A 22,056-nucleotide genomic window follows, 5' to 3' on the forward strand; every position below is an offset into this window, starting at 1 on the left:
GGCTGTAATGAGACTGATTTCCCTATTTTTGATTAATGGCTGAAGTGATTTGCCTCTGCAACGAGGTCCTCGACGTGGATTTGCGTGAGTATTTAGATGCTCACCCGATTGACTCTATCGATGAGTTGCGTGAGCAAGCATCCATTTGCAATAAATGCATGCAGTGCCAGGATTTAGTCGAAGGCGAAATCTATTTAGCGCGCGTTCGGCGTCAGCGCGCAGCAGGGCAGTTTTAATGAGCCCAGTTAACTCCTCCCGTTTTACAGTCTTAAGCATGAATGTTCATAAGGGTTTATCGCCCTTGCATCGGCATGCCACGATTTATCAGTTGCGTCAAAAAATGCGGAGTCATTATCCGGACTTACTTTTTTTGCAAGAGTTACAACAAGAGCATCGAGGAAGAGTAAGACGCTTTGGACAGTGGCCGCTGACAGAGTTAACTCATTTTCTATCTGAGGATTTTTGGCAGCACTGGCATTATGGAAAGAATGTTGAGTATCGCGATGGGCATCATGGCAATGCGATTCTTTCTAGGCATCCGCAACAAAAAGGCAATAACTACGATATCTCAGCATACCGCTTTGAGGGTCGTGGATTGCTGCACAGCATTACTAGGTTAGAAGGTATAGATAAGCCTATTCATTGCTTTTGCGTGCATCTGGCGCTCTTCGAGCGCGGTAGGGAGCGGCAGCTGGAGACTATTATTCGACATATTCAAGACTTGACGCAAGATGGACCCACGATAGTTGCAGGAGACTTTAATGATTGGCGTAATCGTGTAAGTGCCCCCATGAAAGCCGCTGGTTTCGACGAGGTATTTGAAACTCTCACCGGTTCACCGGCGAAAACTTTTCCAAGCATGAAGCCGCTACTTCCTATGGATAGGATTTATGTGCGCGGACTTAAAATTCATTCTGCACAAATTTTGCATGAATGGCTCAAGCTATCAGATCATCTAGGCATTACTGCTGAATTGGAACTTCTATGAATATTATGACTTTTATTTTTGGATCCGTTTTTGGATTCTCTCTAATATGGGTTCCGATTACACATGCCGTTATCGTACTTTTATTCGGCATTCACTTGATCTCTGCTAGAAGACCAGTGGGCGTAGCATTTGCATGGTTTCTGATCGTCATACTGATTCCTATATTAGGAATTTCATTGTATGTTTTGATCGGCGAGAGGCCTGTTGGTCGGAAGCTTACACGCAAGATTATTCGTATGAATCGCGAGTATGAAAAAATTACAGAGACAATGCGCCAAGAGTTTGCAGTTGATAGGCAGAAATTACCTGCCGAGGGAAGGGCTCTCAGTCTTTTGGCTGAATCCAAAAATGGCTCACCAGTAGTAGCTGGCAACAAAATAGAATTGCATACCAACTCACTCAAGATATTGCAAAATTTTATTGATGAGATTAATAATGCAAAAAAAAGCTTACACCTAGAGTTTTATATTTGGGCTTTGGGTGGTGATGCCGATAGAGTTTGTGAGGCTTTGATTGCAGCATCTCAACGAGGTGTAGCCTGTCGTGTATTGCTGGATTCTCTGGGTAGTAAGGATTGGTTTAAGTCTCAATGGCCAGCACGTTTTCGTAAGGCAGGGATTGAGGTAACGGAGGCGTTGCCGATTCAGATTGGCCGCTTCCAATTCCGTCGTGCCGATTTGCGCTTGCATCGCAAGATATTCGTTATAGATGGCTCTGCAGTGTGGACAGGCAGTATGAATTTGGTTGATCCACGCACATTTAAGCAGGATTCAGGCGTGGGCGAGTGGGTAGATGCCATGGTTCGCATAGAAGGACCGGTGGCTGCTCAGTTTGAGTTGACCTTTGCATTTGATTGGAGCGTTGATAACCCGAATATCACCAACTTTAGAGATCGAGAGCCGCCTGCCTCGCCCCATGCTGGAGGCGCTATAGCTCAAGAGTTTTCTTCTGGCCCAGTCTATCGTGACGATATTCTTTATCAGGTCTTGCTATCGGCCATCATGGATGCTCGTGAAGAGTTGGTCATCACTACACCTTATTTTGGTCCGGATGATGGTTTAATCCAGGCACTAATGGCTGCGGCAGCCAGAGGCGTCAAAGTAACCCTGATCGTTCCTAAGCTCAATGATTCCAGGCTGGTGGCTTGGAGTAGCAAGAGTTTCTACGAAGATTTAATGAATTCTGGAGTAACGATTGCTGAATTCCATGGCGGCCTTTTGCATACCAAGAGTTTGTTGATTGATAAACGGATTGCTATCTTTGGCTCGGTTAATTTTGATCAACGCAGTCTAAGACTAAATTTTGAGATCAGCTTGATTGTCTATAACAACGAGTTCTGCGCCAAACTAGAAAAGTTAATTGAGTCTTATTTGGCAGAATCAGATTACGTTGATCCAAAGGTGTGGGCAAAAAGACCGGCTTGGCGTCGATATCTTGAGAATGCCGCACACCTGACTTCACCGCTGCTTTAAATCGCTCCGCTAGCGCGCATAGAGGCTATTTCGGGCTCTGAAATTCCGAGTTCTTTGAGGATGGAGTTAGTGTGCTCTCCAACCGCAGGGATGGGATCCATGCGGTAGTCATAGCTGTCATTAAGTCCGGGTGGTAGCAGTGCAGCAATCGTTCCATTTGGGGTATCAACCTTAGTCCAGCGGTTGCGCGCTTTGAGTTGCTGATGCTTCCATAGGCCCGCCATATCATTGAGATGAGCATTTGCAATTTGAGCCTTTTCTAATCTGGCAATCAGCTGTTCTGAAGTTATCTGACTAAAACAAGCGTCAATAATCGCCAAGAGCTCAGTGCGTTTTTCATTGCGTTTAAAGTTGCGATCAAATCGCTCATCCAATGCAAGCGCTGGGTTCTCTAATACAGTTTCGCAAAACTGTACCCATTCACGCTCATTTTGTAGGCCTAGCATCACCGTCTTACCATCGCCCGCTTTAAAGGGGCCGTATGGATAAATCGTTGCGTGTGATGCACCGTTTCTTGGCGGAGGCTCAGCACCTTTATAGGCGTAATACATCGGGAAACTCATCCACTCACTTAATGCTTCAAGCATGGAGATATCAATAACGGAGCCTTTTCCAGTTTTTCCTCTCTGTAGTAATGCTGCCAAGATATTCGTATAGGCGTACATTCCTGCTGCAATGTCGGCAATCGAGTTGCCAGCTTTGCTGGGCGTCTCTGGTGTTCCGGTAATTGAAAGAAATCCTGCCTCACTTTGGATAAGGAGGTCATAAGCCTTTTTATCGCGATAGGGTCCATCGTTACCGTATCCTGAGATAGCGCACGTAATCAATCCGGGATTGTCTTTCTGAAGAACCTCTGGGCTCAGACCCATGCGAGAGGCTGCACCAGGTGCGAGATTTTGGATAAAGACATCTGCAGTTTTCAATAAGCTTTTTAATATTGCCATTGCAGGCTCTTGCTTGAGATCAAGCGTCAAACTCTCCTTAGATCGATTGACCCAAACAAAGTGAGAGGAGAGGCCCTCCACCTGAGTGTCATAGCCTCTCGCAAAATCTCCGCCGCCAGGACGTTCGATTTTAATAATGCGCGCACCTAAATCAGCTAATTGCCGGGTGCAAAATGGCGCTGCAATAACATGTTCTAGCGCAACAACCGTAATACCATCTAATGGACGAACGTTCATACAGTCACTTTTTAGAAAGATCTTGGTAGACCAAGAACATGTTCAGCAATATACGAATAAATCAAATTAGTTGAAATTGGCGCCACTTGATAGAGGCGAGTTTCTCTAAACTTACGTTCAACGTCATATTCATTGGCAAAACCAAAACCACCATGAGTTTGCAGACAGACGTTGGCAGCTTCCCAGGATGCTTTAGCAGCAAGGTATTTGGCCATATTGGCTTCTGGTCCGCAAGGTTGGTGATTATCAAATAATTCACAGGCTTTAAAGCGCATCAGATTAGCCGCTTCAGTTTCAATATAGCTATCAGCAATTGGAAATTGAATCCCCTGGTTTTTGCCTATAGGTCGATCAAATACAACTCGGTCATTAGCGTAGCGACGTGACCGATCAATAAACCAGTAAGCATCTCCAATGCATTCAGCGGCAATTAAGACGCGTTCTGCATTGAGGCCATCAAGGATGTATTTAAAACCCTGACCTTCTGTACCAATTAAGTTTTCTGCTGGAATTTCTAAATTGTCAAAAAAAACTTCATTCGTTTCATGATTGACCATATTGGCAATTGGTCGAACCTCCATACCTTTGCCGATAGCATCAGCAAGATTCACGATAAAGATCGACATGCCTTCAGATTTACGTTGCACTTCGCTGATCGGTGTAGTGCGTGCAAGCAAGATCATGAGATCAGAGTGTTGAATACGAGAAATCCAAACCTTCTGGCCATTCACTACATACTTGTCACCTTTTTTAACTGCAGTAGTTTTCAATTTAGTGGTGTCGGTACCAGTAGTGGGTTCAGTAACAGCCATACTTTGAAGTCGCAATTCACCCGATGCAATTTTGGGCAAGTACATTTTTTTCTGAGCTTCTGAGCCGTGGCGCAACAGGGTGCCCATGTTGTACATCTGTCCATGGCATGAACCTGAATTGCCGCCGGAAAAATTAATCTCTTCCATGATGACGGATGCCTCAGCAAGGCCTAAGCCGGATCCACCGTATTCTTCAGGAATAAGTGCTGCCAACCATCCGGCCTTAGTCATGGCATCTACAAAGGCCTCTGGATAGCCGCGTTCGTGATCGATCTTTTGCCAATAGGCTGAATCAAAAGAGCCGCATAGATCGCGCAATGCTTCACGCATTTCTTGATATTGGTCTGGCTTGGGAATGGGGTGATTCATGAAAGTCTCAATTTATAAGTTTTATGGTTTATATGCCAATTAAGGTGTTAGTTTAAGCAAGATTTGAAATTCCTGGATATTGGCCAAAACAAGGCAAAATAGACCAAATGAGGCCTAAAGAGAAGATGCAAATAAATAAAGACGGATACCGTTCAATACTGTCTTTTTGCTCAAGCAAACTGATGCAGGCGTTGGTTGCTTAATGGAGCATATCTTTGAACATTTCTTTGCCTGGTTTGGGATGCCCTCCGTTGGTTTGCCAGCAGTATTTATTAGCGCATTTATTTCCGCAACATTAATTCCGGCTGGCTCTGAACCCATTTTGTTTGGGTACATCACTCTCAATCCACACTTATTTTGGGTTGCCATTTTGGTTGCCACAGTTGGTAATACATTGGGAGGGATGGTAGATTGGTGGCTTGGGGTTATCGCTCGCAATAGTTTTAAATCAATAGATGAACCCAGCAATAGCCGCTTGAAGCGCTGGCTAGAAAATTGGGGTCCAAAGCTTTTATTGCTCTCTTGGCTGCCTGGTCTTGGTGATCCCTTGTGTTTAGCGGCAGGCTGGTTAAAACTTCCCTGGCAGCCATGCCTTGTTTATATGTTCATAGGCAAGCTAATGCGCTTCATTATGTTCACCTGGCTACTCACTCTGGTCCCCGATAGCTTTTGGCATCAGTTGGGTCACTGGCTGCATCTGATCTAAACCCCGAATCCTGTAACATCAAGTTTTGGGTAATTTGAAGCCCTCTGGATAACTTGATACGGTAAATATATGTCTACATTAAAAGGTAAAACTGCTCTAGTCACTGGCTCCACTAGTGGCATTGGCTTAGGCATGGCATTGGCACTAGCAAAGCAGGGCGTCAATATTATGGTGAATGGTTTCGGTGAGAAAGATGAAGCTATTGCCAAAATTAAAGCGTGTGGAGTAGAGGTTGATTATCACGGCGCCGATATGAGCAAGCCAGCTGAAATCGAAGACCTGATCAAGCAAACAGAAAAACGTTTTGGATCACTCGACATCTTGGTTAACAACGCTGGCATTCAATACACTGCAAATATTGAAGAGTTTCCAACGGACAAATGGGATGCCATCATCGCCATCAATTTGAGCTCCGCTTTTCATACGACACATCATGCTTTGCCTGGTATGAAAAAACGTAACTGGGGGCGCATTATTAATATCGCTTCTGTGCATGGTCTAGTGGCCTCAACTCAGAAGGCTGCTTATGTTGCTGCCAAGCATGGCATTGTTGGCTTGACTAAAGTAACCGCTCTAGAAAATGCGCGTACCGGTATTACCTGTAATGCAATTTGCCCAGGCTGGGTACTAACTCCACTCGTGCAGAAACAGGTGGATGCCCGTGCTGAACGTGAAGGCATTTCTAATGAAGCAGCAAAGACCGCCTTGGTATCTGAAAAACAACCTTCTGGCGAGTTTGTTAGCCCTGAGCAATTGGCTGCCTTGGCTGTGTTCCTATGTGGACCAGATGCGTCTGAGGTTCGTGGGGTGGCTTGGAATATGGATGGCGGCTGGACTGCTCAATAAGTCTTACCAAGCCTGATTTGATCGAATGCCGGCAAGTTATTGTCGGCATTTTTGTATATTAGTTAGGGCTAAGTCTTTATTTTAAGTAGGAATTCTGGATTTTGAAACATACAAACAAAATTGGCAGAATCGTTTATAGTTAGACCCATTATTACTCATAGGAGATCCTTAAATGGCATCAATCTTGACCTCTTTGGGACGCACCGTATTTGCGGGCTTCGTTCTTCTCGTTTTAATTATTTTTGCATTGGGCGGTAACTTTAGCTCCGCTGAACTCCCATTTGTTTTCCGTTGGTTGCACGTGATGTTTGGTGTCATGTGGATTGGTTTGCTATGGTATTTCAACTTCGTGCAAATTCCATCTATGCCAAAGATTCCTGATGAACAAAAACCAGCGATCGGTAAAGTAATTGCTCCAGCAGCATTATTTTGGTTCCGTTATGCAGCCTTGTTTACTGTAGTGACTGGTTTGATTGTTGCTGCGTTAAGTGGTTACTTGCACCAAGCTTTCACATTACAAGCGCCATTTCGTGCAATTGGTTTAGGCATGTGGATTGCCTTGGTAATGGCTTTTAACGTTTGGTTCATCATTTGGCCAAATCAAAAGCGTGCACTTGGTATCGTTGCTGTTGAGGCGGATGTAAAAGCAAAATCTGCTCGTGTTGCAATGTTGACATCCCGTTTGAATACATTGTTATCTGTGCCAATGTTGTTCTTGATGGTTGCTCAATCACACAACACAACTTGGTTCGTGATTGTTTCTTAATCACCGCTAGACGCTTAAAGAAAAGGCCCGCACTGCGGGCCTTTTTATTGCTAGATACGCCTTACTTAGGCCAGTATGGCTGGTAACTCTTTGGTGAGGGCGCCACGCTGCGCTGTAGCTGCACCCATTAATGCAAAGCCCAGCAACTGACCATTAGCAGATTCAAAGCGGGCCTCTAAACCGCCTTCTACCGGAGTCGTGGACCACTTGCCTTCAGCCCCTTTGGCCGGCGGGGAAACTATCGTAGGCAAGGCAGGCGTCTTAACCATTACCGGCATTGCAGGATAAGTCAGTGAGGTTGCTTGTCCTATCAAGGTTGGCGCTAATGCTCTTGCACACTGCATGATGGGCATCACGTAAGGCAGGACTAAACCCTCTACCTCTGCACAATCTCCGATAGCATAAATATTCTGAATATTGGTTTCTAGTTGGCGATTAACCTGAATACCAGTCCCGACATTGATTCCAGTTGCTTTCGCCAGCTCTAGGCGTGGCTTTAAGCCAACTGCAGATAAAAATACATCGCAAGTAATTGTCTCGCCATTCTCTAGTGTTACTTGTAGAGATTCTGCCTGGCGGTCTATCGCATGAACAGTGGTAGACAAGTGCCAACGTACACCGGCATCACTTAATTTTTGCTGCAGCTCAAGCGCCGCTGTTTCTGGTAGCAGGCGCCCTAGGGCCTGAGGGGCTAAGTCAATGACATCAACCTCATAGCCACCCAGCACAAGATCGTTAGCAAATTCACAGCCAATTAAACCGGCACCAAGAATGGCAACTTTCTTTTTATCGACAATCGCTTTGCGAAAGTGCGCGTAGTCTTCGAGATCATTGACTGTCATTACTTCATTTGCAGCATTGCCTTGCAGTGGTAAACGAATCTGATCAGCCCCCAATGCCATTACCAATTTTCCGTAGGCCACTTCGCCTTTACTAGTTTGAATGGTTTGCGTATTAGGGTTAATGGAGATCACATCACATTCACCCATGATGGCCATTTCTTGTTGAGTTGCCATGCCATCGGCAGAGGTGGAGATGAGTTGCGTAGCCTCTTTATTGCTCGCTAGAGCGGTAGAGAGCATCGGCTTTGAATAAAAGTAACCAGGCTCTCGGGTCACTAATGTGATCGGCACTGTTTTATTCAGTTTGCGAATTTCTCGTACGACGGTATAGCCAGCCAATCCGCTGCCAATGATGACAATCGCGGATGGGATTTGAGGGGTGGTTTGATCCAAAGCTGGGCTCTCCAAAATGACGAATAATAAACAGGGCTAAGTTTGATTTGTAGGCGTTAGCTTACCTGAACCATCTCAAAGTCAGCTTTTGCAACGCCACAGTCAGGGCACTCCCAGTCGGCTGGCACGTCAGCCCAGAGTGTTCCCGCTGGAATGCCATCTTCAGGAATTCCCTTTGCTTCATCATAAATATAGCCGCACACGATACATTGGTAAGTTTTCATACTGGTTCCTTAAATAATTCATTCATTTTAAATTTAATTGCTATTTATTTCTGGATCACTCTTATTGAGCAGCAAAAACTTTTGCTTTTTCTAAAGCCTGCTTGTAATGGTTTGCATGGCGCTCTTCTACATTAGCTAATGCTGCGAAGCGTTTTGCTGCTTTAGCTAATGTTGCCTGAAATTGCTCTGCGTGCTCCTTTGATTCAGCGATTTGTTCATCAATTTCTTGAATGACGGCTGCATTGCCCTCTTCTACAGCTGTTTTTCGAAATGAAGGATACATTTCAGTGTATTCATAAGTTTCACCTTCGATTGCAATCTCTAAGGCACGCGCTGGCGTCATTGTATTGGCGGGGTAGAGTAAGTCTAGGTGACCAAATGCATGCATTACCTCTTGCTCGGCAGTAGCTTCAAATATCTTAGCGGTCTCTTCATCACCCGCTGCGCGAGCCAACTTTGCAAAGTATCGGTATTTGATATGAGCCATAGATTCACCTGCAAAGGCAGACTCTAAGTTATGGATGGTTTTGATTTCTGGACGTGCCATTTTGATTCCTTTTCGTTGAATTCAGTTTGTTGAGCCATATTTGCTACTTTCTCAACCATGAATGCAGTGTGCGCCCTATTTGTTTATCAGTCCAGTAAATCATTATGATAGTATTTATCAAATAAATCGATAACAGGGGTATATATGGCTTATCTACCATCTCTAAGGCAGTTAGGGTATTTCGTTGCATTAGCAAAAGAACTGAATTTCACTAGAGCTGCGCAAGCCTGCTTTGTTGGGCAGTCGACACTGAGTGCTGGGCTAAAAGAGCTTGAAGATGCGCTAGGCATCCATTTAGTGGAGCGCGATCGTCAGAATGTCTCGATTACACCCATTGGACTAGAGGTGCTTGAACGCGCAAAACTCATTTTGGCTGCTTCAGAAGACCTGGTTGAATATGCGGGTACAACTGGTAAGCCAATGACCGCCACAATTCGCTTGGGGGTGATTCCAACGATTGCACCATTTTTATTGCCTACCGTTTTGCCAGAAGTTCGCACGCGATTTCCTGACCTAAAAATTACTCTTCGAGAAGATCTGACCGCAAATCTACTTTCAAGATTGGCTGAACATAAGTTAGATTTTGCTTTGATTGCCCTGCCATATGATGTTAGTGGTCTTCTGGTGCAAGAATTATTCGATGATCACTTTTGGCTGGTTGCTAAAGAGGGTGATCCAGCATTAAAGGGTAAAGAGGTGACCTTACCAGCCAAAATGGCTGAGAGGCTCTTATTGCTTGAGGAGGGGCATTGCTTACGAGAGCATAGCTTGCAAGCTTGCAGACGAACCGATATCCGCAAGGCCGAAGGATTAGAGGCGACGAGCTTACTAACCTTACTGCAAATGGTCGAGTCCGGTCTTGGGATTGCCTTGCTTCCTGGCATGGCAGTAAAGAGCAGTTTATTGAATAACTCACAATTAGTGGCGAAAGAGTTGGCATCACCTACGCCTAAGAGGGTGATTGCTTTAGTTGCGCGTTCATCCACGGCGCATACCCAGGAATTTAATGCGCTAGCTAGTTGCATTCGTGAGCAATTTGGACGCGCCTAATTAGGTTATCTCTTTGTCCAGCAAAAATTACTAAACCTTGTTACAGTCCACCATCTAATTTATTACTACAAAAAAGGTAGCAAATGTCAGGCAAAGAAATCATGTTCACACCAGTTACTCTCGGTTCAATTGAGTTAAAGAATCGTTTGGTTATGGCGCCGCTCACCAGAATGCGTGCAGTTGATGGTGATGTACCAAACCCACTGGCAAAAACGTACTACGCACAGCGTGCAAGTGCTGGACTCATTATTACCGAGGCCACCCAAATTTCCCCATTAGGCAAAGGCTATCCAGCTACACCTGGAATTTACTCTGCAGAGCAGACCGCCGCCTGGAAGGAGATCGTTACAGCAGTGCACGCTAAGGGCGGGTCTATTGTTGCGCAGTTATGGCATGTGGGTCGAATCTCTCATTCTTCTTTGCATCCAGAGCAGGGCGCACCAGAGGCGCCTTCAGCAATTGCTGCATCCGGTCAAACTTATGGTGCCGACTGGAAGCTGCATAACTATGAGACTCCAACTGCGATGAGTCAGGAAGATATCGCTCGCTTGCTAAAAGAGTTTGAAGTGGCGGCGCAAAATGCAAAAGCTGCAGGCTTTGATGGTATTGAAATTCATTCTGCTAATGGCTACTTGCTAGATCAGTTCTTGCAAGATAAAACCAATCAACGTACTGACGAATATGGCGGCTCTATCGAGAATCGCCTACGCTTATTGGGACAAGTCATAGAGGCAGTCAGTAAAGCATTCCCAAGCGATAAGGTAGGCGTACGCCTTTCACCTTATGGCACATTTAATGATATGGGTGATAGCGATCCGGTGGCCTTATTCAAAGCCGCAATTTCCAAACTCAATACATATAAGCTGTCTTATGTTCATATGATCGAGCCACGTGCGACTAGTGCTGGCGGTGGTGATCAGGTGAATGAAGAGGCGCCTATTACATCAGAATTATTCCGAGCCGCGTATCAAGGAAAATTTATTACCGCTGGTGGTTATGACCAGGCGATGGGAGAGAAGGTATTGGAGGATGGTTTAGCTGATGCAGTGGCTTATGGCCGTATGTATATCGCAAATCCAGATTTGGCGGAAAGATTCCAGAAAGGCGCCGCTTTAAATCCTTATAACCGTGCAACTTTTTATGGCGGCAATGAGGTTGGCTATACCGATTACCCAACCCTTTAGTGCAAACCTCAAACCTGGGACGCACAACAATAATCCCGCCATAACAGGCGGGATTATTTTTTGTCTTCAGGATCTTTTAGAAGGTCGTAGTGATTGGCGATGAGAAGTAGGGCAAGGGATGCACATCCCATGGCAAAAAATTGCCACTGATGCAACATCGCAGTTCCCACGACGGTCATTAAGATTGTCCAGCCGACAGCCATCTTGGCTTTTTTAGAGAGTGGCTTCATTTAATCATCGCTCCAACTTCTGTTTAGGCGCTAGCCTTATTTAACATACGACGAAGTGTATCGTCCTTTACGATGTAATGTTGCCATAAGCCAGCCAAGGCATGCAAAGCTATCAAGAAATAGAGTGAATTCCCTAAAAACTCATGAATTCCTTCGACTAATTTTTTCATCTCAGGATTGGGAGTCACTAGCTGAGGCCACACCAAGCCAAAGAAGTGGATTTCTTTGCCGCCGTACTGAAAATACAAGATGCCAAAAATAGGGGATATCAAGAGTAGGGCATACAGCAACCAATGCATTGCTTTAGCTAAGGAAATAAAAACAGGTTTTGGGTTGGTGGGTTTTGGCACGCCATATGCGAAACGAAATATCAGTCGAATGGCCATTGTTAAGAAAATAAGCTGTCCAATAACGCCGTGGACTGATTTGCATAGTTCACGTGGCTCACTTCCCTTGGGGAATTGCCCCTTGAGTTCAATCACGATAAATGCAGCCACAACCAGGATGAAAACAAACCAATGGAAGAATATGGAAACTGGGTGATATTTGAGTTTTGACATGATTTAAGGTGTTATTTGAACTAATGTTAATGATAATCAATCTCATTAACATTTGCAATACTAGGGCTAATTGGCCCAAAACACCTTAATTATTAGTTATTAAGCCGTACTTTGGCGCTTAGTTCGTTGGCTGCGCCACGTTTGTCTAGCTGAGAGAGTCTAAGTGCCTCTATTTCAAAGTCGAGTTGTCCGGGATGAAATTCTTCATCGTTTTGAAGGTGAACAACATAGGTCCAGACTAGCTCGCGGCCACGGTTTTTAAAAACATCCACTACACGTTTCATCTGGGCTGCCTTTATGGTGGGGCTTATTTATTGCCAATAGATGGTTTGGCTTTTTCCATCTGTTGAATAAGATTGCTTTTGAGGGCGATTAAATTTCTGGCTTCAATTCGAATAACGCCGCCTCTAGGACTATCAATGTCAGCAATCAAAAAGAACGATACCGACACAACGAAAGGAAAGATCATGAATAACCCCATGTTCCTTTCAAAATTGCGTGCACCAAAACCTACTAATAGATTGGCACAAATGGCGATTGCTGTCATAAGTGCCCAGGCAGTAAGAGGAATGCGATTCCACCAAGCAGCTTGAACATAGCCTTGCGAATTTAAGACATCGTTCATTCCAGAGGCAACTAGTGCAATGGAGGGGGTGTCTTGTTTTCGAACAACAGGAACAATCTCATTCCACAAGTCGGCTTGTAGTTGATCGGTCTTGCTGCGAATCTCTTGAATTTTCTCTGGGCTTTGTTTGGAGTAAAACAGGATGCGTTGATCTACGTATTGAAGCAATAGGTCTTTAGTTACTGCAGAGTGCTTTGGAGATAAGAGATCTGCGCGCAAAAACTCAGTTCCAATGGCATTTGCTTCGCCTTCTTCAAAGATTTCTCGCTGGTCATGGCGGTCAATTGCCATGGAGAAGGTGAAACCAATAATGAGGGCTAGCAAAGTTAATGTAGCCGTCTGAATGATGCCTAGATCTTCAGAAGTCTCAGTGTCTTTGGTGCGAAAGCGACTCAGTACTGCATGCCCAAACCATACGGCGAAAGTAAATGCTACGAACGATAGGCCAAAGACTACAAGGGGGTAGTTTAGAAGGTGAAAAATTTAAAAGGTTCCTGGATACAAAATATCTTTAGTTACATTTTGAATATCACGATGACCAGTAAATGCCATAGTGATGTCGAGTTCATTGTGAATCAGTTCGAGACACTTGGTTACGCCTGCCTCACCCATTGCACCCAAGCCATACAAGAATGGGCGCCCAATCATCGTGCCACGTGCACCTAATGCCCAGGCTTTCAGTACGTCTTGACCAGAGCGAATGCCGCCATCCATCCATACTTCAATATCTTTACCAACAGCATCCACAATTCCAGGTAGGGCTTGAATACTAGAGATCGCGCCGTCTAGTTGGCGACCACCATGATTGGAAACAATTAATGCATCAGCGCCAGAGTTTGCCGCTAAGCGTGCATCGCCTTCATCCAGAATACCTTTGATGATTAGTTTGCCGCCCCAAAGCTTTTTGATCCACTCCACATCACCCCAGTTAAGGCCTGGATCAAACTGCTCTGCAGTCCAAGAAGATAACGAAGACATATTGCCAACACCAGTGGCATGACCAACAATGTTGCGGAATGTTCTACGTGGCGTCATTGCCATTCCCAGGCACCAGCGTGGCTTGGTCGCCATATTGATCATATTGGCAATGGTGAGTTTAGGTGGGGCTGAGAGTCCATTTTTTAAATCTTTATGGCGTTGGCCTAAGATTTGTAAATCCAGAGTGAGGACAAGTGCTGAGCATTTCGCCGCCTTAGCGCGCTCAATGAGGCGTTCAATAAAGCCACGATCCTTCATCACGTAAAGCTGGAACCAAAATGGTTTTGTAGTGCGCTCAGCGACATCCTCAATTGAGCAGATACTCATGGTTGATAAGCAAAATGGCACACCAAACTTTTCGGCAGCCTTAGCTGCCAAAATTTCACCATCGGCATGCTGCATCCCGGTGAGGCCGGTAGGTGCAAGCGCAACCGGCATCGAAACTTCTTGACCAATCATGGTTGTCTTGGTCGTGCGATTAGTCATATTGACTGCTACACGCTGACGTAATTTAATTTTTTGGAAATCTGATTCATTGGCGCGGTATGTGGACTCGGTCCATGATCCTGAGTCTGCATAATCGTAGAACATCTTGGGGGTGCGTTTTTGGTGGAGGACCCGCAAGTCTTCTATATTGGTAATGATTGCCACAGTAAATCCTTCTATTTGATGCTATTTTCTTAGAGCAAAAGCTTAATTTAAGCTCTATCTTAGCAATACCCAGGGAATTGTTTCTACAATGCTAGGGTATCCCTTGTTTGGGGCGTCAAATAACCGTTCCCCTTCTTAAATCTCCCTATGCCCCAGCTTAATTTCGCAACAATTACCTACTTATTATTAGCCACCGCTTTATGGGCGGGTAATGCGATTGCTGGCCGAGTATTGGTGGGGAGCATTTCCCCGATTACTTTAAGCGCAGTTCGTTGGGGCCTTGCTGCTTTGCTTTTGCTTCCTTTGGGTTGGCGCGTCTTCATACCTGGAAGTGCTTTATGGCAAAACAAGAAACGTTTTTTACTCTTGGGGTTATTTGGGGTAGGGAGCTACAACGTACTTCTCTATCTTGCCCTACAAACTTCGACTGCTATCAATGTCACGTTAATTGGTGCGAGTATGCCGATCTGGATGTTATTTATTGGTGCGGTGTTTTATCAAGTTAAGCCAAGCGTGCTACAAATGATTGGTGCGATTGTGAGTTTGCTTGGCGTTGGTATCGTATTAACACGCGGTGATCTAGCGACGCTGTTGTCCATGGAAATGGTGATCGGCGATCTTTTGATTATGCTGGCCACTATCTTATGGGCTTTTTATAGCTGGATGCTAAGTCGCCCTGGATCGAGTTCGGAGCGCCAATGGCCATGGGCCGAGTTTTTAATGGCGCAGGTGACCGTTGGTCTTTTGTGGACAGGTTTTTTTGATGGCTTTGAAATAGTTGCCGGCCATGCCTTTATCGATCTAAATTGGTGGACCGCATCTTTAATTTTGTTTGTGGCTATTGGCCCATCACTCATTGCATATCGTTGTTGGGGCTTGGGTGTGAATGGTGCTGGACCTACGGTCGCAGCATTTTTTGCGAATTTCATCCCCTTGTTCACGGCGCTTTTGTCGGCCGCCATAATCGGCGAACCTCCGCAACTCTTTCATGGTCTGGCATTCGCATTAATCGTTGCCGGGATCGCAATTTCCTCAAAAACCGGCAAGTAGCCGGTCAAAAACAGCAAAAAATGCCCTTTGAAAGAGGGTTTTGGTGTCATCTGCCCAAAAAAGACTTAAATCAGTATCATTTAGGGCTAATCACTGAAACCCCTAGGAAATTACTATGCCAGGCTTACTTCCCAACGTTGATCCAGACGGTTTATTGGAGTTCTCGGTTGTTTACACCGACCGCTCTCTAAATCACATGTCTGAAGAATTTAAGCGCGTGATGGTGGATATTTCAAGTGTCCTGAAAGATGCTTATAACGCTAGCTCAGCAGTGATCGTTCCTGGTAGCGGCACTTTTGGCATGGAAGCGGTTGCTCGTCAGTTTGCTAATAATGAAAAATGCTTAGTTTTGCGCAATGGTTGGTTTAGCTACCGCTGGACCCAAATCTTTGATTTGGCAAATATCACCAAGGATGTCACCGTAATTAAAGGTCGCCAATTGGAGGATTCCGCGCAAGGTGTTTTTGCTCCAGCTCCGATTGAGGAAGTGGTAGCGTTTATTAAGAAAGAAAAACCAGCAGTTGTATTTGCTCCACACGTAGAAACTTCAGCTGGCATCATTCTTCCGGATGATTACCTCAAAGCAGTTGGTGAGGCGGTTCGCTCAGTAAATGGTCTGTTTGTATTGGATTGCATCGCCTCAGGTGCAATGTGGGTTGATATGAAGGCTTGTAATGTGGATGTGCTGATTACTGCACCCCAAAAAGGCTGGAGTAGTTCTCCATGTTGTGCATTGATCGCCTTAGGTGATCGTGCACGTGAGCGTATTGAGACTACACAAAGCAGCAGCTTTTCGATGGATTTGAAAAAGTGGTTGCAGATTATGGAGGCCTATGAAAAGGGTGGCCATGTTTATCACACCACTATGGCTACAGACGCTTTAAAAGTTTTGCGTAATGTGATGAAGGAAACTCAATCACTCGGCTTTGCGGCGCTGAAGGACAAGCAGATTGAGTTGGGCACAAAAGTGCGCAACCTGTTGGTCTCTAAAGGTTATGACTCTGTAGCAGCTAAGGGCTTCCAAGCTCCTGGCGTAGTAGTGAGCTATACCAAGGACCCAGATATTCAGTCTGGTAAGAAGTTTATTGCGCTTGGCTTACAGACTGCAGCAGGCGTTCCTTTGCAGTGCGATGAGCGTCCAGACTTCCGCACTTTCCGTATCGGCTTGTTTGGCTTAGAAAAACTCGCTCATGTTGATCGTACTGTCGGTCATCTTGAAGCAGCACTAGAAAAAATTACCGAGACTGAAGCGCAGCCTGCTTAAAAACTTCGGTAGTTAAGCAATAAAAATAAAGGCCATCACACGATGGCCTTTATTACATCTACCGAAATCAAATTCAGATTCATCTACCAAATCATCTGGCTAGAGGATTAGGCGTTGCCTCTCCAATTTTGTGCAGTGTATTGTTATCTACATGGTGAAATAACTCTGTCTGATCTTTAATTTTCATGACAGTATCTTGCTCATAAGACCAAGTGCCATCATCATGAATCGAAACCTGAATACGAAACTCGACAGTCCTAAAAGCATAATCCAGGAAGGGGTTTGAGGAGATGCCTGCGCATCGATCATCTTCTTTGGCTAGCAACTCGAATTGCTTAGCATCGGAAGCGGCTTTGCCTGTTGCCATTGTGATCATGCCCCGCGGTATCGAGAGGGTATGAATGATGTTGCCAGTCGAAGGTTCCCATAGCCAATACCCCACCTGATCATGATAGGTTTTTACTTGGTCAGGCTTGGTAATGTGAGTGTGATATCTCAAGCCATAAAACAATTGAGGGCCATTGGTTTGGGGGTCAATAGGTTGCAATTCAATCCGCTCTACATAAGCCTGCTTCTTGGGGCCTTCAGCCTTAGGCTTTACATCCAAACCACGAATACCCTCCCAGATACCAGCCATGCCAGTCAAGGGTCCTAGTTGCTCTAGGGTGTTTACTGAGTAACCCTGGGGCTCAGTAAAGATGTCGCTCGGAAAATTGCTCATATCCAACCCTGTAAAAATGAAGCGTTAATCTCAATTTTTTGAGTATTATTAAATTATCCACAAACTTTATCGGAGAATTGCATGATTTCTCATATTGCGCGCTTGAGCCTGGCTAGTCTAATTTCCGCTGCTATCAGCATTGCACCGACTTCTGTAATGGCTGCTGATCCAGCGCCAGCCCCAGCTACCGCACCTACAGCCGCACCTGCCGCTGCACCGACTGTTGCCCCGAGCGAGAAATCTACAGAGAAGAAGGCTAAGAAAAAAGTTAAGAAAGAAAAGAAAGCAGATAAAAAGTCTAAAAAGAAATCCAAAAAGAAATCTAAAGCAGCTACCGACGCAGCAGCTCAGTAAATGAATGCCCTCTAATTGAGGGGCTCTGTACTATCTAAGTCATCAGATTTTTTTGGATCTGGTGACTTTTTTGCTGATGCATCATTGCGTACTAATAGCCACATTGCTGCAATCACTAAAACCATTCCACTGATTTGTGTCCATGTGATTGGTTCGGCCAGAATTAAATATCCCATAAAGATAGTGGATACCGGACCGAGAATTCCAGCCTGCGCCACTAATGGTGAGCCGATACGGTTGATGGCGACCATGATGAGTAGCATCGGGATGACTGTGCATACGCTCGCATTGAGCATGCTGTACCAGTAAATTTGTGGGAGTTGCTCGAATATGGCAGTCGGATTATGTATGGTTGATTGCAATATGCTGAAGATGGCTGAGGCTGAGCTGGCATAGACAACCAGGCGAACGCTTCCAATACGCTTAACCATCTCTCCTGCGCCTATCATGTAGGCTGCATATGAGCAGGCGCTGCCAAAAACTAAAAACATTCCAAGCCAAGCGCTAAGTCCTGAAGAGCTGGCATCTTGTATGAACACAATAAAAACCCCAATGTAGCCAACGATCAGTGAATACCACTGCAGTTTAGTGATTGGTTTTTTTAATACAAAGTAAGAGATCAGTAGAACGACAGTGGGTGTGAGGTAAAGGATGATACGCTCCAAACCAACCGAGATGTATTGCAGACCTAAGAAATCAATATAGCTAGATAGGAAGTAGCCTAAAAATCCCAAGAAAAATAATTTACCGCGATCAAGCCAAGTGATTGGGCTCATTGTTTTGCGACGTGATTCCCACCAAAAGATTCCCCAAAACAAGGGGAGGGCCATGAGCATACGTAAAGCTAAAAGCGTTTCTGCGTTTGCGCCATAACCGAATGCGAGTTTTACCAAAATCGCTTTTCCGGAGAAAAGCATTGAACCTACCCCGGCCATCAAGATGCCGTAGAGGTAACGTCGGTGATGATGTGCTGCGCTTACTGAATGCATAAGGATTTATAACAGCTTATTGAGTAGAGTCCGCATTTCTAAAATGGTCTCGGAGGGGGTGAGGCCAATTGGGCCAACCCCTTGATTTACTAGACTATCTGCTGCGCTGGCATGGAGTTCAACCGCAATACCAGTTGCTTGCCATAAATCAATTTGATGACGAACACCTTGGCTGGCAATGGCAGCAATGCATCCCGTTAGAACATCGCCCATTCCTCCGGTTCCCATTCCTGGGTTCCCCGCAAGACATTGCGCCGGAGAGTGCTGTGGAGATGCAATCAGGGTGTTTTGTCCTTTAAGTACTACGATCGAATGCGTTAATTCAACAAGTTGTTGAATGGCATTCATGCGATCAGCCTGCACTTTATCGGTTGTGGACTTTAAAAGTTTGGCTGCCTCACCGGGGTGGGGGGTGAGAACGGTGAGACCTGGGTACTGTAAATTACGAGCTTGAAGTTGCTCAAGTAGCGCAGCAGACTCGCTAATTAAATTCAGTGCATCAGCATCAATTACCAATCGAACGTTTGGATATGACAGTGCTGAGCGCAAACAGCAAGATGCCAACTCAGAATTGCCTAGACCCGGACCAATTGCAATCACATCAGGCTGGGTGGCGATAAGCACCTCTTGAATATCCAGTGCAGCAAGACGAATCATGAGCTCGGGTTGATTTGCATCAGCACGTGCTGACGATGGGTCTAGTATTTCTAGGATGGTCCAGCCGGCACCTAGATGTAAGCAGGCATTACCTGCCAAAATCAGTGCGCCTGCCATGCCCGGTGCACCACCAATTAAAACAACTTTACCGGCATTACCTTTATGTTCTGCAGGCTCACGCTTGAGAAGTTTGATTAGCTTCAGAGTATCGAGTGTGGCTGGTTGGGAGATCATTTGGGTAGTATCGCTCTGATTACAAAGCTCTTGAGCTAATTATAGGAAAGAGTATGCTGGTTATATGAAGATTCAATTTCTTGGTGCTGCAGGTGAGGTAACAGGCTCGCGCCATTCGGTTGAAGTGATGCTTTCTGGGAAGCCAAGGCGTTTCATGGTTGACTACGGCATGTTCCAGGGTGGCCGCGAGGCATCCAATAAGAACCTCGAAGCTTTGCCATTTGCACCGAAAGAACTCGACTTTGTGGTGCTCACACATGCACATATTGACCATAGTGGTTTACTACCTCGTTTATGTGCACAAGGTTTTAGCGGCCCGATTTATTGCAACAACGCTACCTTTGAGTTATTAAAAATTCTATTGCTAGATAGTGCTCATTTGCAGCGGGCTGATGTAGAACGGGCAGAGAGAAAGAAAAAGGCAGGTAAGTGGCACGGAGAAATACCAGTTGCCCTTTATTCTAGGGAAGAGGTTGAGATGACACTGACCCAGTTTGAGCCTTTGGATTATGGACGGTCAGTAGAGCTGGTGCCAGGCGTGCAACTGGAGTTTCATAACGCTGGACATATTTTGGGTTCGGCTATAGCGGTCATCGATATCACCGAAGATGGGCTAAAGAAAAAACGCTGTGTGTTTTCAGGCGATATTGGCATGAAGGGCAAAGTTCTCATGCCCGATCCTGACTTGATTAGGGAGGCTGATGTTGTGGTGGTGGAGTCAACTTATGGTGATCGACTCCATCGCAGTCTCCAAGATACTGAAGACGAATTGGTGGAAGTGATTGCTTCCACGATGACTGCGCATGGTAATGTAGTGATGCCAGCTTTTGCAGTCGGACGAACTCAAGAAATACTCTTTTTGTTGATTGACTTAGTGAAAAGGGGGCGCCTGCCTCATTTGAGTATCTGGGTGGACTCGCCGATGGCTACAGCAGCGACTCATCTTACCCAGCATTTTTTCTCGCAGCTAGACGGTCAGTCACAAGCAACTTTTGAGTGGTACAAAAATAACTCAGATGCAGTTGATCTTCGTTTTATTGCGGATGTAGAAGAATCAAAGGCGCTGAATAAGCTGAAGGGTGGTGCCATCATCATTTCTGCTAGCGGTATGTGTGATGCTGGCCGCATTGTTCATCACTTAGCCAGTAATTTGCCACGCTCGCAAAATGCGATTGTGATTACCGGATTTCAGGCGTACGGCAGTCTTGGTAGGCGCCTAGTAGATAAGGTGCAAAAAGTGCGCTTATTTGGCGAAGAGGTTCCGGTCAAAGCTTCTATACACACAATCGGTGGTTTATCAGCGCATGCCGATCAGGCAGGATTATTAGACTGGCTCAGAGGATTTAAAAAGGCGCCGAGTACTATCTTTGTGGTGCATGGCGAACCAGAATCTTCTTCTGTATTAGCTGAATGCATTAGGGATGAGCTGCATTGGAGCAATGTCATTATCCCTGAGCGCTTACATACGTATCAGTGCTGAACCGGAATTGATTTATTCAGCCACTTTGGCGCCTTGAATATTGTGGCGCTTCAAAGCATCAGCCACAAACCCAGACTGTTTTAGTTCAGCAATGATGTCGCTAAGGTAAGCGGTAATGTCTTCAGAGCGAGCCTTAGATTTTGGAATGCCAATCGCTTGATTAATTGCCATAAAGCGTCCGGGCAGCATGCGCAATCCTTCGTAGCGCTTTGCATCATTTTCTAATTGTTGTTTTACGCCTGCGGCCACATTGCCTTTGCCTGACATAAAATCATCAATCACGGCTTGAGAGCTGGCGGCGCGAAGGATGCTGGCACTCCTAATCTCGCGTGTCAAATATAGGTCATAGGCGCTGCCTTTGCCAACCACGATTTCGTTGCCAGCAACATCCACTTCCTCGTTGGTCTTAATTGGGGATGGAGCCTTAACCATATAAGCCCCTTCAATCTGGATATAGGGTGGCGTGTAGTTAATATCGGCACCACGCACAGGGTCGATCGCTACAAATATTAAGTCAATATTTCCAGTCTTTAGTGCATCAACTGTTGTGCCTGCAGTTTTGAAGGGAATAAGTTGTACTGGTAATGAAATTCTTTTGCCAATCTCATTGGCAATATCAATTGACACACCAGATAAACGTTTAGTTGCTTGATCTTCATTAGCAAGAATGGGGTTACCTAAATTAATGCCAACACGTAGGGTGCCAGTTGGCGCAAAGGAGGAGAGTGTTTTGGCATCCATTTTTTTCATGGCCAGAGATGATTGGCCGATAGCAAATTGGGGTGCACATAGAAGTACACAAGAGATGGCTAAGGAAAATATTGTTTTCATTAAGGTATGGGGATAAAAAAACCGCGGCGGACCGCGGTTTTATATAGAGGAG

Annotated in this window: 26 protein-coding genes; 12 read left to right on the plus strand and 14 right to left on the minus strand. The window is 45.4% G+C overall.

The window, feature by feature from the left end; translation table 11 throughout:
• Positions 1–35 precede the first annotated feature (35 nt).
• The 3 genes from ICW03_RS03065 to cls are packed head-to-tail and all read left to right on the plus strand — an operon-like array spanning position 36 to position 2,460.
• Entirely contained in the window at positions 36–236 is a 201-nt protein-coding gene (locus ICW03_RS03065; RefSeq protein WP_215348847.1) for a hypothetical protein, read from the plus strand.
• The gene (locus ICW03_RS03070; protein WP_215348851.1) at positions 236–988 is read left to right on the plus strand and encodes an endonuclease/exonuclease/phosphatase family protein; all 753 of its coding nucleotides are present in this window, start codon (positions 236–238) and stop codon (positions 986–988) included. Before ICW03_RS03065 ends, ICW03_RS03070 begins: the two co-directional genes overlap by 1 nt.
• Positions 985–2,460, plus strand: a complete 1,476-nt coding sequence (gene cls / locus ICW03_RS03075; RefSeq protein ID WP_215348854.1) for a cardiolipin synthase — start codon at positions 985–987, stop codon at positions 2,458–2,460. Before ICW03_RS03070 ends, cls begins: the two co-directional genes overlap by 4 nt.
• Here the strand turns inward: cls and ICW03_RS03080 are convergent.
• The gene (locus ICW03_RS03080) at positions 2,457–3,641 is read right to left on the minus strand and encodes a CaiB/BaiF CoA-transferase family protein (RefSeq protein ID WP_215348857.1); all 1,185 of its coding nucleotides are present in this window, start codon (positions 3,639–3,641) and stop codon (positions 2,457–2,459) included. The two genes, cls and ICW03_RS03080, sit on opposite strands and share 4 nt — an antisense overlap.
• Before the next feature lie 11 nt (positions 3,642–3,652).
• Positions 3,653–4,822, minus strand: a complete 1,170-nt coding sequence (locus tag ICW03_RS03085) for an acyl-CoA dehydrogenase family protein (protein ID WP_215348859.1) — start codon at positions 4,820–4,822, stop codon at positions 3,653–3,655.
• Between the two features lie 202 nt (positions 4,823–5,024).
• On the opposite strand from ICW03_RS03085, the gene ICW03_RS03090 reads away from it, so the two are divergent.
• The 3 genes from ICW03_RS03090 (at position 5,025) to ICW03_RS03100 (ending at position 7,140) form a co-directional block, all read left to right on the plus strand.
• Complete coding sequence (locus ICW03_RS03090; RefSeq protein WP_215350139.1) at positions 5,025–5,528, plus strand: YqaA family protein; 504 nt, start codon at positions 5,025–5,027, stop codon at positions 5,526–5,528.
• A gap of 69 nt (positions 5,529–5,597) precedes the next feature.
• Positions 5,598–6,374: a 3-hydroxybutyrate dehydrogenase gene (locus ICW03_RS03095; RefSeq protein ID WP_215348861.1), complete on the plus strand. Its 777-nt coding sequence runs from the start codon at positions 5,598–5,600 to the stop codon at positions 6,372–6,374.
• A gap of 172 nt (positions 6,375–6,546) precedes the next feature.
• The gene (locus ICW03_RS03100; protein WP_215348864.1) at positions 6,547–7,140 is read left to right on the plus strand and encodes a urate hydroxylase PuuD; all 594 of its coding nucleotides are present in this window, start codon (positions 6,547–6,549) and stop codon (positions 7,138–7,140) included.
• A gap of 65 nt (positions 7,141–7,205) precedes the next feature.
• Here ICW03_RS03100 and ICW03_RS03105 read toward each other — a convergent pair whose 3' ends face one another.
• The 3 genes from ICW03_RS03105 to ICW03_RS03115 form a co-directional block, all read right to left on the minus strand.
• Complete coding sequence (locus ICW03_RS03105) at positions 7,206–8,375, minus strand: NAD(P)/FAD-dependent oxidoreductase (RefSeq protein ID WP_215348867.1); 1,170 nt, start codon at positions 8,373–8,375, stop codon at positions 7,206–7,208.
• Between the two features lie 56 nt (positions 8,376–8,431).
• Positions 8,432–8,599, minus strand: a complete 168-nt coding sequence (locus ICW03_RS03110; protein ID WP_215348870.1) for a rubredoxin — start codon at positions 8,597–8,599, stop codon at positions 8,432–8,434.
• A gap of 61 nt (positions 8,600–8,660) precedes the next feature.
• Positions 8,661–9,146 carry a rubrerythrin family protein gene (locus ICW03_RS03115; RefSeq protein ID WP_215348873.1) on the minus strand — a complete coding sequence of 162 codons (486 nt, stop codon included), beginning with the start codon at positions 9,144–9,146 and terminating at the stop codon, positions 8,661–8,663.
• A 144-nt stretch (positions 9,147–9,290) separates the two neighbouring features.
• Between ICW03_RS03115 and ICW03_RS03120 the strand changes: the two genes are divergently transcribed.
• Positions 9,291–10,196, plus strand: coding sequence for a hydrogen peroxide-inducible genes activator (locus ICW03_RS03120; RefSeq protein ID WP_215348876.1), 906 nt, complete (start codon positions 9,291–9,293; stop codon positions 10,194–10,196).
• A gap of 83 nt (positions 10,197–10,279) precedes the next feature.
• A complete protein-coding gene (locus ICW03_RS03125) occupies positions 10,280–11,380 on the plus strand; it encodes an alkene reductase (protein ID WP_215348879.1) in 1,101 nt (366 codons plus the stop codon).
• A 53-nt stretch (positions 11,381–11,433) separates the two neighbouring features.
• On the opposite strand, the gene ICW03_RS03130 is transcribed toward ICW03_RS03125, so the two are convergent.
• The 5 genes from ICW03_RS03130 to ICW03_RS03150 form a co-directional block, all read right to left on the minus strand.
• On the minus strand, positions 11,434–11,610 hold the full coding sequence (locus ICW03_RS03130) for a hypothetical protein (RefSeq protein ID WP_215348881.1): 177 nt from the start codon (positions 11,608–11,610) through the stop codon (positions 11,434–11,436).
• A gap of 23 nt (positions 11,611–11,633) precedes the next feature.
• Positions 11,634–12,170, minus strand: coding sequence for a cytochrome b (locus ICW03_RS03135; protein WP_215348884.1), 537 nt, complete (start codon positions 12,168–12,170; stop codon positions 11,634–11,636).
• Positions 12,171–12,262: 92 nt separating this feature from the next.
• Entirely contained in the window at positions 12,263–12,454 is a 192-nt protein-coding gene (locus tag ICW03_RS03140; RefSeq protein ID WP_215348887.1) for a hypothetical protein, read from the minus strand.
• A 23-nt stretch (positions 12,455–12,477) separates the two neighbouring features.
• The gene (locus tag ICW03_RS03145; RefSeq protein ID WP_251374445.1) at positions 12,478–13,119 is read right to left on the minus strand and encodes a hypothetical protein; all 642 of its coding nucleotides are present in this window, start codon (positions 13,117–13,119) and stop codon (positions 12,478–12,480) included.
• A 159-nt stretch (positions 13,120–13,278) separates the two neighbouring features.
• Positions 13,279–14,424 carry an alpha-hydroxy acid oxidase gene (locus tag ICW03_RS03150; protein ID WP_215348890.1) on the minus strand — a complete coding sequence of 382 codons (1,146 nt, stop codon included), beginning with the start codon at positions 14,422–14,424 and terminating at the stop codon, positions 13,279–13,281.
• 147 nt (positions 14,425–14,571) lie between these two features.
• Here ICW03_RS03150 and ICW03_RS03155 point away from each other — a divergent pair, with 147 nt between their 5' ends.
• Positions 14,572–15,474 carry a DMT family transporter gene (locus ICW03_RS03155; RefSeq protein WP_215348893.1) on the plus strand — a complete coding sequence of 301 codons (903 nt, stop codon included), beginning with the start codon at positions 14,572–14,574 and terminating at the stop codon, positions 15,472–15,474.
• 115 nt (positions 15,475–15,589) lie between these two features.
• Positions 15,590–16,738: an aminotransferase class V-fold PLP-dependent enzyme gene (locus tag ICW03_RS03160; protein ID WP_215348896.1), complete on the plus strand. Its 1,149-nt coding sequence runs from the start codon at positions 15,590–15,592 to the stop codon at positions 16,736–16,738.
• A gap of 91 nt (positions 16,739–16,829) precedes the next feature.
• Here ICW03_RS03160 and ICW03_RS03165 read toward each other — a convergent pair whose 3' ends face one another.
• A complete protein-coding gene (locus tag ICW03_RS03165; protein WP_215348899.1) occupies positions 16,830–17,459 on the minus strand; it encodes an FABP family protein in 630 nt (209 codons plus the stop codon).
• A gap of 81 nt (positions 17,460–17,540) precedes the next feature.
• On the opposite strand from ICW03_RS03165, the gene ICW03_RS03170 reads away from it, so the two are divergent.
• Positions 17,541–17,813, plus strand: coding sequence for a hypothetical protein (locus tag ICW03_RS03170; RefSeq protein ID WP_215348902.1), 273 nt, complete (start codon positions 17,541–17,543; stop codon positions 17,811–17,813).
• 11 nt (positions 17,814–17,824) lie between these two features.
• Here ICW03_RS03170 and ICW03_RS03175 read toward each other — a convergent pair whose 3' ends face one another.
• Together ICW03_RS03175 and ICW03_RS03180 are read right to left on the minus strand one after the other, a co-directional pair.
• Positions 17,825–18,802 carry a DMT family transporter gene (locus ICW03_RS03175; RefSeq protein WP_215348905.1) on the minus strand — a complete coding sequence of 326 codons (978 nt, stop codon included), beginning with the start codon at positions 18,800–18,802 and terminating at the stop codon, positions 17,825–17,827.
• Positions 18,803–18,808: 6 nt separating this feature from the next.
• Positions 18,809–19,693, minus strand: coding sequence for an NAD(P)H-hydrate dehydratase (locus ICW03_RS03180; protein ID WP_215348907.1), 885 nt, complete (start codon positions 19,691–19,693; stop codon positions 18,809–18,811).
• A gap of 64 nt (positions 19,694–19,757) precedes the next feature.
• On the opposite strand from ICW03_RS03180, the gene ICW03_RS03185 reads away from it, so the two are divergent.
• Entirely contained in the window at positions 19,758–21,173 is a 1,416-nt protein-coding gene (locus ICW03_RS03185; protein WP_215348910.1) for an MBL fold metallo-hydrolase RNA specificity domain-containing protein, read from the plus strand.
• 12 nt (positions 21,174–21,185) lie between these two features.
• Here the strand turns inward: ICW03_RS03185 and ICW03_RS03190 are convergent, their stop codons facing one another.
• Positions 21,186–22,004 (minus strand): ABC transporter substrate-binding protein, encoded by an 819-nt coding sequence (locus tag ICW03_RS03190; protein WP_371819905.1) that lies wholly within the window; start codon positions 22,002–22,004, stop codon positions 21,186–21,188.
• Positions 22,005–22,056: the final 52 nt, after the last annotated feature.

Source organism: Polynucleobacter sp. MWH-Aus1W21 (assembly GCF_018687275.1).
In the GTDB taxonomy this organism is placed as follows: Bacteria; Pseudomonadota; Gammaproteobacteria; order Burkholderiales; family Burkholderiaceae; genus Polynucleobacter.

What these genes read in the sequence shown, in the direction of transcription:
- ICW03_RS03135 (WP_215348884.1), bottom strand. Translation starts at nt 12,170, where the DNA reads ATGTCAAAACTCAAATATCACCCAGTTTCCATATTCTTCCATTGGTTT.
- ICW03_RS03120 (WP_215348876.1), top strand. Translation starts at nt 9,291, where the DNA reads ATGGCTTATCTACCATCTCTAAGGCAGTTAGGGTATTTCGTTGCATTA.
- ICW03_RS03095 (WP_215348861.1), top strand. Translation starts at nt 5,598, where the DNA reads ATGTCTACATTAAAAGGTAAAACTGCTCTAGTCACTGGCTCCACTAGT.
- ICW03_RS03180 (WP_215348907.1), bottom strand. Translation starts at nt 19,693, where the DNA reads ATGATCTCCCAACCAGCCACACTCGATACTCTGAAGCTAATCAAACTT.
- ICW03_RS03085 (WP_215348859.1), bottom strand. Translation starts at nt 4,822, where the DNA reads ATGAATCACCCCATTCCCAAGCCAGACCAATATCAAGAAATGCGTGAA.
- ICW03_RS03115 (WP_215348873.1), bottom strand. Translation starts at nt 9,146, where the DNA reads ATGGCACGTCCAGAAATCAAAACCATCCATAACTTAGAGTCTGCCTTT.
- ICW03_RS03080 (WP_215348857.1), bottom strand. Translation starts at nt 3,641, where the DNA reads ATGAACGTTCGTCCATTAGATGGTATTACGGTTGTTGCGCTAGAACAT.
- ICW03_RS03140 (WP_215348887.1), bottom strand. Translation starts at nt 12,454, where the DNA reads ATGAAACGTGTAGTGGATGTTTTTAAAAACCGTGGCCGCGAGCTAGTC.
- ICW03_RS03065 (WP_215348847.1), top strand. Translation starts at nt 36, where the DNA reads ATGGCTGAAGTGATTTGCCTCTGCAACGAGGTCCTCGACGTGGATTTG.
- ICW03_RS03165 (WP_215348899.1), bottom strand. Translation starts at nt 17,459, where the DNA reads ATGAGCAATTTTCCGAGCGACATCTTTACTGAGCCCCAGGGTTACTCA.
- ICW03_RS03160 (WP_215348896.1), top strand. Translation starts at nt 15,590, where the DNA reads ATGCCAGGCTTACTTCCCAACGTTGATCCAGACGGTTTATTGGAGTTC.
- ICW03_RS03175 (WP_215348905.1), bottom strand. Translation starts at nt 18,802, where the DNA reads ATGCATTCAGTAAGCGCAGCACATCATCACCGACGTTACCTCTACGGC.
- ICW03_RS03090 (WP_215350139.1), top strand. Translation starts at nt 5,025, where the DNA reads ATGGAGCATATCTTTGAACATTTCTTTGCCTGGTTTGGGATGCCCTCC.
- ICW03_RS03170 (WP_215348902.1), top strand. Translation starts at nt 17,541, where the DNA reads ATGATTTCTCATATTGCGCGCTTGAGCCTGGCTAGTCTAATTTCCGCT.
- ICW03_RS03070 (WP_215348851.1), top strand. Translation starts at nt 236, where the DNA reads ATGAGCCCAGTTAACTCCTCCCGTTTTACAGTCTTAAGCATGAATGTT.
- ICW03_RS03130 (WP_215348881.1), bottom strand. Translation starts at nt 11,610, where the DNA reads ATGAAGCCACTCTCTAAAAAAGCCAAGATGGCTGTCGGCTGGACAATC.
- ICW03_RS03155 (WP_215348893.1), top strand. Translation starts at nt 14,572, where the DNA reads ATGCCCCAGCTTAATTTCGCAACAATTACCTACTTATTATTAGCCACC.
- ICW03_RS03125 (WP_215348879.1), top strand. Translation starts at nt 10,280, where the DNA reads ATGTCAGGCAAAGAAATCATGTTCACACCAGTTACTCTCGGTTCAATT.
- ICW03_RS03100 (WP_215348864.1), top strand. Translation starts at nt 6,547, where the DNA reads ATGGCATCAATCTTGACCTCTTTGGGACGCACCGTATTTGCGGGCTTC.
- ICW03_RS03185 (WP_215348910.1), top strand. Translation starts at nt 19,758, where the DNA reads ATGAAGATTCAATTTCTTGGTGCTGCAGGTGAGGTAACAGGCTCGCGC.
- ICW03_RS03190 (WP_371819905.1), bottom strand. Translation starts at nt 22,004, where the DNA reads ATGAAAACAATATTTTCCTTAGCCATCTCTTGTGTACTTCTATGTGCA.
- ICW03_RS03110 (WP_215348870.1), bottom strand. Translation starts at nt 8,599, where the DNA reads ATGAAAACTTACCAATGTATCGTGTGCGGCTATATTTATGATGAAGCA.
- cls (WP_215348854.1), top strand. Translation starts at nt 985, where the DNA reads ATGAATATTATGACTTTTATTTTTGGATCCGTTTTTGGATTCTCTCTA.